At 55.9% G+C, this 14,347-nt stretch carries 12 protein-coding genes; 5 read left to right on the forward strand and 7 right to left on the reverse strand.

From position 1 onward, the window contains the following. Nucleotides 1-37: 37 nt before the first annotated feature. The 6 genes from C5523_RS01050 to C5523_RS01070 all read right to left on the reverse strand — a co-directional run bounded on the left by C5523_RS01050 (nucleotide 38) and on the right by C5523_RS01070 (nucleotide 6,000). The gene (locus C5523_RS01050; RefSeq protein ID WP_107224358.1) at nucleotides 38-1,636 is read right to left on the reverse strand and encodes a regulator; all 1,599 of its coding nucleotides are present in this window, start codon (nucleotides 1,634-1,636) and stop codon (nucleotides 38-40) included. Between the two features lie 19 nt (nucleotides 1,637-1,655). Further along, nucleotides 1,656-2,051, reverse strand: a complete 396-nt coding sequence (locus tag C5523_RS01055; RefSeq protein WP_039080203.1) for a glutamyl-tRNA amidotransferase — start codon at nucleotides 2,049-2,051, stop codon at nucleotides 1,656-1,658. A 28-nt stretch (nucleotides 2,052-2,079) separates the two neighbouring features. Continuing rightward, nucleotides 2,080-2,208: a hypothetical protein gene (locus C5523_RS27870; protein ID WP_255423272.1), complete on the reverse strand. Its 129-nt coding sequence runs from the start codon at nucleotides 2,206-2,208 to the stop codon at nucleotides 2,080-2,082. A 110-nt stretch (nucleotides 2,209-2,318) separates the two neighbouring features. Next, on the reverse strand, nucleotides 2,319-3,719 hold the full coding sequence (locus tag C5523_RS01060) for a DUF1116 domain-containing protein (RefSeq protein WP_079496929.1): 1,401 nt from the start codon (nucleotides 3,717-3,719) through the stop codon (nucleotides 2,319-2,321). 3 nt (nucleotides 3,720-3,722) lie between these two features. Next, nucleotides 3,723-5,270 carry an acyl-CoA synthetase FdrA gene (gene fdrA, locus C5523_RS01065; protein WP_108700472.1) on the reverse strand — a complete coding sequence of 516 codons (1,548 nt, stop codon included), beginning with the start codon at nucleotides 5,268-5,270 and terminating at the stop codon, nucleotides 3,723-3,725. Between the two features lie 67 nt (nucleotides 5,271-5,337). Further along, nucleotides 5,338-6,000, reverse strand: a complete 663-nt coding sequence (locus C5523_RS01070) for a cysteine hydrolase family protein (RefSeq protein ID WP_039080206.1) — start codon at nucleotides 5,998-6,000, stop codon at nucleotides 5,338-5,340. 239 nt (nucleotides 6,001-6,239) lie between these two features. Between C5523_RS01070 and C5523_RS01075 the strand changes: the two genes are divergently transcribed. After that, nucleotides 6,240-7,058 (forward strand): DUF2877 domain-containing protein, encoded by an 819-nt coding sequence (locus C5523_RS01075; protein ID WP_108700473.1) that lies wholly within the window; start codon nucleotides 6,240-6,242, stop codon nucleotides 7,056-7,058. Here C5523_RS01075 and C5523_RS01080 read toward each other — a convergent pair. Next, entirely contained in the window at nucleotides 7,050-7,961 is a 912-nt protein-coding gene (locus C5523_RS01080) for a LysR substrate-binding domain-containing protein (RefSeq protein ID WP_039080208.1), read from the reverse strand. The two genes, C5523_RS01075 and C5523_RS01080, sit on opposite strands and share 9 nt — an antisense overlap. Nucleotides 7,962-8,535: 574 nt before the next feature. Here C5523_RS01080 and bcsO point away from each other — a divergent pair. The 4 genes from bcsO to bcsB are packed head-to-tail and all read left to right on the forward strand — an operon-like array spanning nucleotide 8,536 to nucleotide 14,337. Next, on the forward strand, nucleotides 8,536-9,120 hold the full coding sequence (gene bcsO / locus C5523_RS01085; RefSeq protein ID WP_039080209.1) for a cellulose biosynthesis protein BcsO: 585 nt from the start codon (nucleotides 8,536-8,538) through the stop codon (nucleotides 9,118-9,120). Beyond that, nucleotides 9,111-9,914, forward strand: coding sequence for a cellulose biosynthesis protein BcsQ (gene bcsQ, locus C5523_RS01090; protein WP_025760128.1), 804 nt, complete (start codon nucleotides 9,111-9,113; stop codon nucleotides 9,912-9,914). The genes bcsO and bcsQ overlap by 10 nt, the downstream gene beginning before the upstream one ends. A gap of 17 nt (nucleotides 9,915-9,931) precedes the next feature. Then, nucleotides 9,932-12,046, forward strand: coding sequence for a UDP-forming cellulose synthase catalytic subunit (gene bcsA, locus C5523_RS01095; protein WP_108700474.1), 2,115 nt, complete (start codon nucleotides 9,932-9,934; stop codon nucleotides 12,044-12,046). After that, nucleotides 12,043-14,337, forward strand: a complete 2,295-nt coding sequence (gene bcsB / locus C5523_RS01100) for a cellulose biosynthesis cyclic di-GMP-binding regulatory protein BcsB (protein WP_108700475.1) — start codon at nucleotides 12,043-12,045, stop codon at nucleotides 14,335-14,337. The genes bcsA and bcsB overlap by 4 nt, the downstream gene beginning before the upstream one ends. Nucleotides 14,338-14,347: the final 10 nt, after the last annotated feature.

Consider the following 14,347-nt stretch of genomic DNA (forward strand, 5'->3'; position numbering starts at 1 on the left):
AGCCCCGGTAAGCGCAGCGCCACCGGGGACTGCGGGTTTAGCTCATCGGCTCACTGTCGTTATCAATCGGTGACCAGTCCAGCTTGCCCTGCTCGCGCACCTGACGCCAGGCGAGGAAGGTTAGCATCACCGTCACCACCGCATAGGCGAAAGTCACCGTTGGCGAGGCGTTAACCGCCATCTGGTGTCCATGAATAAAACCAAAAAAGGAAAGCACCGTGGCGGCTGCGGCATAGACCGCGGCCCAGTTAAAACGGCGGTCAATGATAAACGCGGCAATCGCCCCCATCATCAGCCCTGCCAGCACGGCACCCCCACCGGTGGTGGCCATACCGTTATAGAGCACGCCGTTATTAGCCATATTGGTCATCACCTCAGCAGGCAGATTAACCGTGTTGGCCCCAGCCGCATTCAGTGCGCCATCGACCTGCGTTTTCGCCCACTCCGCAATATTCGGCACCAGCGCCAGAATAATGGCGGGCGCATGACGTTTCGGCGACACCTGGAACGCCTGTGCGCCAATCACCAGCCCGATAAACAGCAGAATCGGCACTATCGCGACCAGCGGAATGATCGACAGCAGCAGTGCGGTAAGCCCCAGGAAACAGACAATCGCCATCGCAATACCGGTCGCCAGCGAATAACCGATACGCCCGCCCATCGCTTTCCAGCCGGGGTGGCCGATATAGACCGCAGGCGGGAACGGCGAGCCCAGCAGCGCACCGACAATCGCCCCCACGCCATCTGCCGCCAGCACCGCACGCAGGTTATAACTGTCGCCACCTACGGCGGCAGACTCCACGTTATTGAGGATTTCAGTAAAGTTGAAGATACCCAGCGGGATAGCCGTCACCAGCAGCGGCCAGATCAGCTCCGACGGCACGCTGAACACATCGCCGGTAATGGAAGGCAGATGGAGCGCAAAATTGCCGGTTGCTTCTTTTACGGCAGCCGGGTTCATGATGTCGCTCAGACCCAGCAGCGTAGCCCCCCAGCCGAGCACGCAGCCAACGATGACCACGGCCAGCCCACCCGGTAAACCGAACGGCAGGCGGACATTCCCGACCCAGTTGAGCAGGATAATGGCGAAGCAGATGACGCCAATCCATGCGGTATCAAACATCTGATAAGCCGGGCGCATCGCGATAAAAGCAATCGCGATCCCGGCCAGCGTCCCCAGCATAGCGGCACGCGGGGTGTATTTACGGATGGTCGGGCCAACGACAACGCCGAGCAGGACAATAACGCCGACGAACATCGCCCAGATAAGACCCAGCTTCCACGCCAGCATCCAGTCTTTATGAATCAGCAGCGTAGGCAGCATCACCACAAAGACCACGATAAACATATGCGGCACGCTGGGGCCATAAGGCAGGGCGGTAACATCATTGCGGCCTTCGCGCTGGGCTAATTTCCAGGCAAGCCAGGCATAGAAGAGATTTCCGAGGGGAAGTGCAATGCCCAGAGCAGGCAGGATACGACCATAAACCGTTGTTGCCGGGATTTGCGCGACGTACAGTGCCAGCCCGGAGAGCACCAGCACATTCAATAACACATTCGTGAACAGACCAAAAAAAGCATTTAAATCGCCCGCGACCCAAAGCTGTGGCCGATGAGCGAGATTTCCTTGCGCCATGATCCTACTCCTGACGTTATCAAGCTGTCATAAAGTGGCCGGTATAAGCTCTCCAGCCTCCCAAAGAGGTAATTTCTTTTTGTCCTTCTACCAGCCAGGGTTCGGCCAGCACACCCAGTACTTCACTACCGTCACTCAACTCGACCTTACCGACACATAATCCGGCAGGTTCTTTTAGCAGGATCTCGCCAAGCCCGGCAGGCGGCACCGCCCAAATTTCCAGCGCAATCTGCCCGCCCTCTCCGGGTGTGCGAATCATGCCTGGGTGATTATCATTAATGCTCCAGCAGCGGTAGCAGGCGGCGGTAGTGTCTTCACGAACAAACTCAGCCTGTGCGGCAATCATATTAGGATTAAGCACAAGGCCACGCATTAATGTGCCATTAACGGCCAGTAAAATCTTATTACTTATCATGGTTTTTTGCTCAGAAAAGTGTGCAGCGTTAGCGGGTAAAACGGGTGCCACCCTTGCCGCTTAGCGCGCGGGAAATGCCCTGCGGCGTGGTAATCAGGCCCAGCCCCTGCGGCTGAGCGCGTAAATAAGTCAGCATGGCTTCAATTTTCGGGGCCATGCTGCCTGCGCCAAATTCGCGGCTTTGCAGCAGCGCTTCTGCTTCGGCGAGTGAAAGCTGGCTAAGCCAGCGCTGCGTTGCCGCCGACAGCGACGACAGCGACCTTACCGCTACACACGATCGTTCCCTTGCGCCAGAGCCGTCAGCCCGGCAATGAAGCAGGCCAGCGGTGCGGTGGTAATACCCGCGCCAATTTGTCCGACCCCTGCCAGCTTATGGGCGATACCGGTATTGATAATGGGCAGAATATTGCTATCGACAACGCGCCGCGCATCAATGCCGCAGCCGCTGCCCACAAAATTGAGGGCGGGCAGGGTAAATGCCGGCTGGGTGGTTAAGGTAATTTCATGCATGGCCTGGCTGTGTCTCACCGCATCGGCCGGGGTGCCGCCAACAAATTTCACGATAGCCGGTGACGCCGCCATGGCAAAACCGCCAATGCCTGCGGTTTCCGTAATGGCCGAGTCGCCCAGATCCGCCGCCGCATCATTAACGCCAAAACCGGGGAAGAACAGGCCATCAACCGGGTTAGCCGGAGCCTGAAACCAGCGATCGCCGGTCCCGGAAAGACGGATACCGAAGTTGACGCCGTTGCGTGCCATCACCGTGACCATGGAACTGTGCGGGACATTGCTGGCGGCATCGAGCATCGATTTACAGGCCGCCATGGAGAGATTCAGGAAGAAGTGATCGTTGGCCGCGATAAACTCCAGCACTTCCGGGCCCTTTTCAATGCGGGCCAGATGGGAGGCCAGGCGGCGAAAGAATAACCCGCTGGCCGCAACGTTGCGGTTATGGCATTCATCACCCATATGTAGCGCCTGGGCAATCATTGGCTTAAGTTCAATATCGCCGCTCATGGCGAGGGCTTTCTTGAGCACCGGCGCCAGCACATCGGCCATCCAGCGCAGGCGGGTCAGGACCTCTTCGTGATTGGCCCCAAAGCGCAGCACTTTCCCGAGCCCTTCGTTGAAATTACAGTAGGCCCGGTTGCCATGCGTTTTGTTCTCTACTATCCAGACAGGCATGGAAGGACTGATAATCCCCGCCATTGGCCCGGTGGCGTGGTGGTGATGGCAGGGTTCCAGCGCGACCTCGCTATTTGCCGCCATTAGCATGGCCTGCTCAACACTGTCGGCCCACCCTTCGAGCACAATCGCGCCGGCAATCGCCCCTTGCATTGGGCCACACATGTCTGCCCAGGCGATGGGCGGACCTGCGTGCAAAATTTTGCGTTCTGCTGCCAGCGCCGGAATGGCTTCCTGCGCTGTACTGATTCCGATCAGCACCGGTTGCGCATCCAGGTAGCGCTGCAACGCGATGTCATTTGCCGCATCCACGCGGGTATCCGCCATTAATTTCGCCAACATCCAGTTAGCCTCTTCATCGCCGAATGCGGCGGGCTGCCATTGCAGATGCAACACATCCCCTCCTGCATCCCGCAGATTATTGGCGAAACTCTCCAGACCCAGGTTGAGCACGCTGAGCGGTTGTTGAAATAACGTCGTCATAATCTATTTCCGTTGAAGGGCTACAAAAGCCGCCAGTCGCGCGGCCTCGATATTGCTGTCCGCCACCAGAACGCCAGCCTGTTCTAAACATTCAATTTGCTGCTGACGATCCTGAGGATCGTCTTCGGTCCCGCAAACGTGCGCAATCAGCAAAAGGTGTCGCTGCGTTTGTGCGGCTTCTTGCCGCAGCGTATCCAGCACAGGCAATAACGTGGCGCAAGGATCTGCGCTGGCGCCGTAGCCCAGAACAATGTCAAACAACAGGACTGCCGTGGTGGGATCGCGACCTTCCGACAACAGGCGTGCGTTGCGCAGTTTGGGGTCAATCATGGGATGCGGTCGGCCCTGGGTGAATTCGTCATCCCCCATATCGACCAGACTATGTCCGGTACCCTGCTGACGGCTGCGTAATTCCGTGGCCCCACGAACAGGGGCGTTGGATTCACATGGCAGCCCCGCCGCCAGCAGGGCGAGTTGTGCTTCGTAACAGAATGTGCCGCCGGCGAACACGCCGCGAATGTCTTTTTGTTTTGCCGCCATTGCCCCAATGCTGTCCCGGGCTTTGGCGAGGAGAGATTCCCTGGTGCTGGTCTCTTTGGGCGCCTTTTTACCCTCTAACGTGGCTACCGCGATCTCCGCTGCGTGACGCAGACTGAGCGCGGGTATGACGCCTTCATATTGCAAACTGTGCTCGTCGGCGCCCAGAAAATGGACGACGACGGGTTTTTCACACTGGCGTGCGCAGGCCAGTACTTTTTGCATAATCCCTGGTGCTGGTGGTTTAGAAATAAGAACAATAAGTTGTGTTTCAGGGTCTTCTGCTAACAGGGTGATGCCCTGAATCATGCTCAGACCGCCGATGGCTTCGTGCAGATCGCGCCCGCCCGTGCCAATGGCTTGCGACACGCCAGCGCCAAGATGGTGAATATGGCAACTGACCTCTTGTAGTCCGGTCCCGGATGCTGCCACCAGGCCAATAGCGCCGCGTCGTACCACATTGGCAAAGCCCAGCGGCAGACCGTTGATAATGGCGGTACCGCAATCAGGCCCCATGACTAACAACTGGTTCTGACTGGCATAACGCTTGATGGCGGCTTCTTGATCTTCCGGAACGTTATCGCTGAATATCATTACGTGCAGACCGTTGCTCAGCGCTTTCAAGGCTTCGGCAGCGGCATAGCGGCCTGGCACAGAAATCAGGGCAAAATTGGCCTCCAGCGCGTCGTGCAGACCCATAGCGATACTGACAGGTACACGCTGTGTCGCGCCGGAAGCGGGCTCGACTGCCGACGGGCGCAGCAAGGAGGCCGCGAGTTCCAGCGCCGCTTGCGCAGCGGCTTCGCTGGCTTCCAGCGCAATTAACAGATCGTTAGGGCGCGCGTCGATGACAATGTCCATGCCCGCGTCACGCATGCGTTCAATATTAGCCGGGGTCGCCATGGCGACAGATGCTTGCTCTACCCCATCCAGCGCGTTGAGTTTGGCGGAGATCTGCATAAGGGAAACGGAGTCCTTATACAGGTTCGGGAAACATTGATAGTGCAGTGTCATCTTTTATCCTTGAGCAAAAACGGTACTCATTTTGCTGCTTACTACGTTGTATCGGTCTGCCGGAGCGTCATGGGCGTAGCGCCGCAATGACCTCCGCTGAATGGCTCACCCAGCCGACAATGGCGCCCTGGGCTTTGATCATCGCCAGCGCCGCCTGATGAAATTCCGGAAAGTAGGAGGCGCAGCAATCTTCCGGAATCACCAACTCATAGCCACGATCGTTGGCTTCACGGGCGGTACTCTGCACACACACCTCGGTGGTGACGCCGCAGATAATGAGCGAGGCGATGCGGTGAGATTGCAGGATGAGATGCAGGTCAGTGGCGTAAAACGCCCCTTTGCCTGGCTTATCAATCACCGGCTCGCCGGGCTGTGGCGCGAGTTCGGGAATGATGTCGTGGCCGGGCTGGCCTCGCACCAGAATGCGGCCCATCGGACCGGGCTCGCCAATAAAGGTTTTACCGCCACGGGTGCGTTTGGCGGGCAGGCAGTCGCTGAGGTCATCACGGTGTCCTTCCCGGGTATGAATAACCAGCAGACCCGCCTCGCGAGCGCTTTTCAGCAATGCGGCACAGGGTTCGATCGCACGGCGAACAAGGGAGACATCATTGCCAAGAGCTTCGCCAAAACCACCGCGTTCAACAAAGTCGCGCTGCATATCAATCACCACGAGGGCGGTGGTGGCGGGATCGAACTGAAAGTCAAAAGGTTGAGCTTTAATCGTGCGCATAAACGTTCCTTTGTTAATTCGCCTTTCATTGGAGTGTACGGAGTGATAACGCCGTGTGCGCAAAAAGCTTTTCTGCCTGAACCTCAAAAAATATGAGGCATCTCTGTACGCGAAAACGCCATAATGCGTAAATCGTGAACTGGCGAGGCTTTAGGCGTACAAGCGTCGGATTTGGGTAAAAAAAGCACCCAAAACAAGATAGCGGATTTGTGACCTCGCACCTATTGACAGGCGTAATCATGACCTCAGGAAGAGATATTGCGGCGATACAACTCTGCGACGCTTTACCCCCATGGCGCCCGATGGTTCCCTGGCTTCGGGTCCATTCGATTTTTCAGCGCGCCTGTAACGTGCAAACGCCACAAGGGAGGCTATGGGTGGTGCAGGCGAGCGATATGCCGCTGGCCCCGGCGGGAATGGTGACTGACTGCGTTGACCTGCGCCCCTTTTTTACCGTGGGGGAACGGCTACGCTGGCGTGATGAAACCTGCCTGTACGGCACAAAAGCGCGTATCGAACTGGGCTCAGCCATGCCGGTTTCCACGCGGCTAATACCCTGCGGCGAAGCGCAAATGCTGGCGCGCCTGGCAGCACAGATCGCCGCCTTTTTCAGCCATCAGCCGGAAAAAGGCATTCGCCTCGCGCTGCGTACGGACGCGACGTTAATACGCGCACAGACCTCTTTGGCCCACTGGCTGCGCACGGGTGAAGGGGATCTCAATGAATTCCTTATGGGCTTTATTGGTCGGGGGGAGGGGCTTACCCCCGCCGGAGATGATTTCCTGCTGGGTGTGTCGCTGGTTCTTCATAACTGGCGCTTTGCGCGTGCAGCGGCATTTAACGCGGCGCTGCTCCCCTTACTCGACCGTACGACCGATATCAGCCGCGCCATGCTGGAGCAGGGCTGTAATCATCATTACAGCGCCCAACTGCTGACGCTGGCGAGAGGCGAAAGCGAGACAGGGCCGCAGGCCATCGCGCGCGTCGCCGACTACGGGCACTCTTCTGGTCACGACATGCTGGCGGGCGTCCTCACGGCAGCGCACGTCTTAGCTTAACGGCGTAAATAACGCTTTCTGCACCTCCGTCTGTTTTAACTGCTGCAGCCACCAGTTAAAACAGGGGCGCGGCGGGCGGCTTTGCCAGGCCAGAAACAGCGGCGTCGGTTGTTTGCTCTCTTCAACATGCAGATGTACGAGTCGGCCATCATCAATATAGGGCTGGCAAATATGGCGTGGCAGAAAACCAATGCCCAGCCCTTTGAGATGCATAGAGATTTTCGCATGATAGTCAGGCACGACCACCGCTTTTTGTCCCCGTAGCTGCCAGGCAACTTTGGGTTCAAGTTTTACCGAGGTATCCGGGATGCACACCGCAGGATAAGGACGCAGGTCGTCGGCACGCAGCGGACGATGAATGGCGGTAAGAGGGTGATCGGGCGCGATGGCGAATAGCCATTCGACCGTGCCAATTTCCAGGCAGCATATTTCACCGGGTAAGGCGACCTGGTTGGGCGCGGCAATGGCGATATCCGCCCGTTTTTCCAGTAAGGCGTCCCAGACGCCATCATGTACATCAATCGCGATATGAATTTCGGTTTGTGGGAACAGTAATTCGCTTTCTGAGAGTAGGGTGTAAACCGGTCGCAGGCTGACAATATTATTAAGGGTAATATTGAGACGAGTCTCGACACCAGCGGCAATACGCTGGGTGGCAAACTGGAGATCATCCAGTTGAGTCAGGATAATCTGGCCTTTACTAATGAAATAACGGCCAGCTTCCGTTAATTCGAGCTGTTTCCCGAGGCGTTTGAATAACTTGAGTCCCAATTCACTTTCCAGCTTGTGAACCGTATAGCTAAGCGCCGTCGGTACTTTATGCAGTTCCTCTGCGGCTGCGGCAAAACTACCGCAGCGTGCAATGGTGATGATTACATTCAATGCTTGTGCACTAATCAACATGCCGTCTCCCTTGCCGGATAGCGCGTTGTTATTTTTTAACGCATTACCTGCATTCAGACCAGCTTGCTCATCCGGTCCCTACTAAAAACAGGCGTGTTGCGCTAATTCTCACAGTTATCGTGAGTTGCCGTTTTTTATCCCGGTTCTAAATGAAATAAGTATTTCTATATATTTCAGTAGGTAACCAATAATTAAATCGCTCACTATTCATACTGGTGTAAAACCCTGCATGCCGTGTATTATTTGGTTTTTTGTGTTAGTTATCCACATTAAGTTGATTCTTAGGTTGATGTTCAACGTAATGAGTTGCTATTAACTACTTTAATGATTTTTAGGGAAAAAAAAGATAGCATGTGTACAGGTGAAATTTATATATTTGCTAGAAATAAACAGCGTGTTAGCACTGGTGTAATTTAATCACGCGATAATAAGGCGAATTGTTAATAGCCAAAGCATCTACGTACCCACACAACAGGCGAGCAGCCTAATTATAAAACGAATCTACCAATAACTGATCGCTCAGGTTATGTAGGTGGTGGGTATATAGTTTATTTTGTAAATCATGAGTATAGCTATGAACCATTATGATGATTTGCAGAGGTTTAAGGATAAGACCCGCAACCAAAAATACGAATTCAAGGATCTGTCGGCGCAGAACCTCTCTCCTGACCATGGAAGTTGGGCGATCATGAATCAGCTAGCTCCTGCAACAGAGGAGTCTAAACTGGCGATGGGTGGTCACGTTTCGCTGCCGCAACCGCAGGCTGTCGCCCCGGATGTCTTCGCGAGCGACCAACGTCATGAGCGCGTCGAAAGTATCGATACTATCAACAGTATTGAAAGCACCGAAACCACCGAAAACAGCACCGAAAGCGTTCTTCCCCCTGTCGACACAGACTTACCGGCGGTGACCGCCCCGTCTATTTTCCGTGAAGTTGCCGGACAACTTGCATCGCAATCGGCGGCACCCGTTGCGCCTTCTGCCCAACCGGCGGCTAACCCGGTTGTACCAACGACCACCACCGCACCTGCTCCGTCTGCGACAGCGCCTGCTGATTATTCCCGGCTGTTTGCAACGAAAGCGCCAGAAGCAAAACCCACCGTAGAAAAAAACCAACCTTTACAATCTTTGCTAGAAAGGATCGCTTCATGCCGTTGATTTGTGTTTGTTCACCGAAGGGTGGTGTTGGGAAAACGACGCTCACGGCTAATCTGGCTTACGCCCTTGCGCGTTCTGGCAGTAAGGTCCTGGCGCTGGATTTTGACGTGCAGAACGCACTGCGTCTGCACTTTGGCGTGCCGCTGTCTGACGAGCGTGGTTATGTCGCCAAATCAGCCGAGTCCTCGGACTGGAGTCAGTTCGTATTGACCGCAGGCGGGAATATCTTTGTGTTGCCTTATGGCGAAGCCAGCGAAGATCAACGCCTGGTATTTGAAGAACGTCTGACGAATGACGAACATTTTCTGATTCGTGGCCTCAACACGTTGCTGAATTATCCGGGCCTGATCATTGTGGCCGATTTTCCTCCTGGTCCCTCTGCTGCACTGAAAGCCATGTCGCGCCTGGCCGATCTGCATCTGGTCATCATGCAGGCAGATACCGCCTCTCTTTCCCTGTTGCCTCACGTTGAAAATCACCGTCTGACCGGGGATGTCCTCAATCGAAAAGCGGGCCATTACTTCGTGCTCAACCAGAGCGACAACCGTCGTCAGGTCAGCCGGGATGTCACCGCATTTATGGAACAGAAATTAGGTAATCAACTTTTAGGCGTTATTCATCGTGATGAAAGCGTCATAGAAGCGAATGCCTCGCAGCAGTCGGTTTTCGACTTTAGTCCTGCATCCGCCGCTGCATTCGATATCGAACTCATTGCAAAAAGAGTCGCCGGAATCTTAGGCGTAAAAATCGGAGACGGCACGGTTCACAGTAAACCGAAAATGTCTGGCTTCTAATTCGCGCAGGGCAACCTATGAAAAAGTTCCTTTATGTTTTGCTGGTACTGGCAATGCTACCTGTTGCGCTGCTGGTCATCATTACGCCTATGGACAGCCAGAAACAGTATATTTTTGGTCTGCTCAGCATCGGTGTGCTGTTTTTGATGGGGTTTAGCAAAAAACGCAGCGTGTCGGTCATTATGGTGGTCATGTCGGTGCTCTTATCGACGCGCTATATGTATTTCCGCCTGACGCAAACCCTGCATTTTAATTCCGAAATTGAAACCATTCTTGGAATGGGACTGTTTCTGGCGGAGGTCTACGTCTGGGTCATGTTGCTGCTGAGCTATCTGCAGACGGTCTGGCCGTTAAAACGCGAAATTGTGCCGCTGCCGGATGATATGAGCCAGTGGCCGACGGTGGATGTCTATATTCCTACCTATAACGAGCCACTGGATGTGGTGCGTGATACGGTGCTGGCGGCGCAATGCATTGATTATCCTCGTGATAAGATGAATATCTACCTGCTGGATGACGGCAAACGCCGCGAGTTTGCTGTTTTTGCCGCAGACGTTGGCGTCGGGTACATCACGCGTAACGACAACAATCACGCCAAAGCCGGTAACCTCAACCACGCCATGAAGCTGACGCAGGGTGAGTTGATTACCGTATTCGACTGCGACCACGTTGCGACACGCATCTTCCTGCAGGCGACAGTCGGCGGTTTCCTGAAAGATCCTAAACTGGCGCTGGTGCAGACACCGCACTATTTCTACTCGCCGGACCCGTTCGAGCGTAACCTCTCCGTTGGACGTAACATCCCTAACGAAGGGTCGCTGTTCTACGGGCCGATTCAGCAGGGCAACGACAACTGGAACGCCACCTTCTTTTGCGGTTCCTGTGCGGTGATTCGCCGTAGCGCGCTGGAAGAGATTGGCGGTTTTGCCGTAGAGACCGTTACCGAAGATGCTCACACCGCACTCAAGTTGCAGCGCCGTGGTTGGAGCTCGGCATTCCTGGATATCCCACTGGCTGCCGGTCTGGCGACTGAACGTCTGGTGCTGCACGTTATCCAGCGTACCCGCTGGGCGCGTGGAATGACGCAGATTTTCCGTCTGGATAACCCGCTGTTTGGTCGCGGCCTGACTATCCAACAGCGCCTGTGCTATCTGAGCGCCATGCTTTACTACCAGTTCGCGCTGCCGCGTATTGCGTTTTTGACCGCGCCGCTGGCCTATCTGTTGTTTAACCTGAACATCATTCACTCCTCAGCGAGCCTGGTTTTCGCCTATGCGCTCCCGCATCTGTTCCTCGCGATTTACGTCAACTCGCGCATGAACGGGCGGCATCGCTATAGCTTCTGGGGGGAGATCTACGACCTGGTGCTGGCCTTCCACATTGCATTGCCGACTGTGGTGACGATGTTTTTCCCGAAACGCGGCAAATTCAACGTGACCGACAAGGGTGCGCTGCTGGACGTGGGGTACTTTGATTTTAGCGTGGTGCGCCCGCATTTGATTATCGCCCTGCTGCTGGCGGCCGGAGTGATTGCCGGTATCGTTCGCGCCTGTGCTCATGACTACTTTGGCGTGGATCCGCGCGTTATCGCCCTAAACGTCGGTTGGGGGTTGTACAGTCTGATCTTTCTGTTGGCCGCGATTGCCGTTGCGCGCGAAACCCGACAGACGCGCAAAACCATTCGTATTGATGCGGAAATCCCGGTACTGCTCCACCATGCCAGCGGCGTGGTGTCGCGCAGCCATACCGCTGACCTGTCGATGGGCGGCTGCCGTATTGTGGCACCGGATGATCGCCATCTCGATGATGAGATTGAAGAGATTGAGCTGCTGCTGCAATCCGGCGCGATCCTCATTCCGGTAAAAACCATCGCCACGGATGAAGAATCGATTCGTCTGATGTTTGAAGACATCCCGCTGGCCCGCCGTCGTGAACTGGTGCGCGTGGTGCTCTCCCGTGCGGATGCATGGATTCACCCACCGAAACCTCAGGACAACCCGTTCCGTTCGTTGGGGACCATTATGCGTTGTGTGTTTGACCTCTTCTGGCTGACCTGGAAAGACCGTCGCGAAAACCGCCGTTTGCGCGCCGGCCAGGACCAGGCCGCTTCCCAGGAGGAGGGCAACGCATGAAACGTCTGACAACACTGGCTGTGCTGGTCGGCGCACTCTTTATTATGCCGCTGCATGCCGAAGACACCTCCATCGAGTCGCTACTGAAATTAAACGAGCCGGCGGAGACGCCACCCGTGCCGCCGCCGGGCGCACCGGTATTTATTCCTTCGGTGGTTAACAGCATCAGTCTCGCGCAGATGGGTTTCCCGGAAGGGATTTCCCTGACGGGTGGTCAGTTCCAGGGGGGCGCCTCCTTTACCCTGCCCGTGGACCAGGTGATTACCACGGCGCGCCTTGAATTGAACCTGAAAGTGTCGCCCGCGATGGTGGCGCGCAATGCCACCATGCAGTTGATGCTCAATGGTCAGCCGCTGGGGACGGTACCGCTGACCGTGACCGACAGCGACACCGCGCGTTATCAGTTGGATATTCCCTCGGCGCTGATGGTGTCGAGCAACAACCTGAGCTTTAAAATCAACGATGGCGATGCCATGCAGTGCCAGCGCGACCTGAGCGATAAATATCGCGTCACCATCATGGCGGATTCCCGTTTCGAGCTGGAAGGGCAGCAACTGGACATTGGCGCCGATTTAAGCCACTTCCCGCGCCCGTTCTTTGACAGCATGCAAATGACCCCGGCGGCGATCGCCATGGCTTTCCCGGCGAAGCTCAGTGGCGATACCTTAAGCGCCAGTGCGCTGATCTCATCGTGGATGGGGATCCAGGCAGACTACCGTGGCGTGTCGTTTGCCGCCTATCATGACCGCTTGCCGGAAAAGAACGGCATCCTGATTGGTCATCCGGGCGAGCAAATTGGTGGCCTGACGCTGCCGGCCACCGAGCAGCCGCTACTCAAAGTGGTCGATAACCCGGCAAACCCGGTTTATAAGCTGCTGCTGGTGGTGGGTAAAGATGATGCCAGCCTGCGCGCGGCGGCATGGCGTTTAACCCGCGGCAATTTCGGCATGCAGACGCCGTCGGTGGATGTCACCACCCAAACGATCCCGGCGAGTAAGCCTTACGATGCGCCGCGCTGGATCCCTACCGATCGTCCGGTAAAACTGTCAGAACTGATCCGTAAAGATCAGAGCCTGACCACCACGGGTCTGTGGCACGATGCGTTGCGCGTAGCATTCCGTGCGGCACCGGATCTGTTCCTGTGGGATGGCGAAACGATACCTCTGCATATTGGTTACCGTTTCCCGACGGAAAGCTGGATTGACGAAGACCGTTCGTGGCTCAGCATGACCATGAACGATACTTTCCTGCATAACCTGCCGGTGAATAAGCAGGGGGCGCTGGAAACGTTGTGGCATAAGCTTGGCGGTGATGCGCGCCAGGAGAAGTTTGATATGCCGCTGGAGCCGTACATGATCTATGGCGACAACCAGCTCTCGCTGTACTTCAACATTCAACCCAAGGCGAGCGCCCCGTGTAGTGTGCTGCTGAACAATAACATTAAGAGCCGTATCGAAGACGACTCGTGGATTGATCTCAGCCATACGCGTCACTTCGCGCTGTTGCCGAACCTCTCTTATTTTGTGGGCGCGTCCTTCCCGTTCACCCGGCTTGCGGATTATTCGGAAACGGTGCTGATGCTGCCGGAAAAACCGACTGAAACGCAGATTGCCACGCTTTTAGATATGACGGCACGTTCCGGTAACGCGACGGGAACGGCGCTGGGCCGCAACCGCGTGTTGCTCGGCGTACCCACTGGCGGGGCGGGTGTTGAACTGCTGAACGACCGCGATGTGCTGGCGGTCACGGGCCTGGATCAGCATGACTTTAACCGCGCGATCCTCAATACCTCGCCGTTTGTGATGCACGACTCGACGTTGGGTGTACGTGAGCCGACGACCTGGGAGCGTATCAAACGGTGGATAGCAGGGGACTGGGCATCAGACGGGCTGGAAGCCGACCGCTACTTCTCCTCCAACGAAGCCTGGCGCGGGTTTGTCAGCTTCCGTTCACCGTGGAATAACGATCGTCTGGTGGTACTGGCTATCGGCAGCAATGACGAGCAGCTCTCACGCCTGCACGGTGACCTCGCCTCAGCGAAAATTAACGCCGGGATCCGTGGCGACGCAGCGGTGATCACCAATGAGAACGGCGTGCGCAGCTTCCGCGTGGGTGAGCAGTTCCCGAGTGGCGAGATGCCAACGCAGATGCGGGTAATTTGGTATGCGAATCAGCACTCGGCGCTGTTGGCGATTTTAGGACTGCTATTTGGTTGCATTGTTGGCTCGGCGATCTTTGTCTTGCTGAGAAATCGCGCAAAACGACGTCTGGATTTGGACAACCGCAAATAAGAGGGTGACA

This window comes from Phytobacter sp. SCO41 (assembly GCF_003073275.1).
In the GTDB taxonomy this organism is placed as follows: Bacteria; Pseudomonadota; Gammaproteobacteria; order Enterobacterales; family Enterobacteriaceae; genus Phytobacter; species Phytobacter diazotrophicus.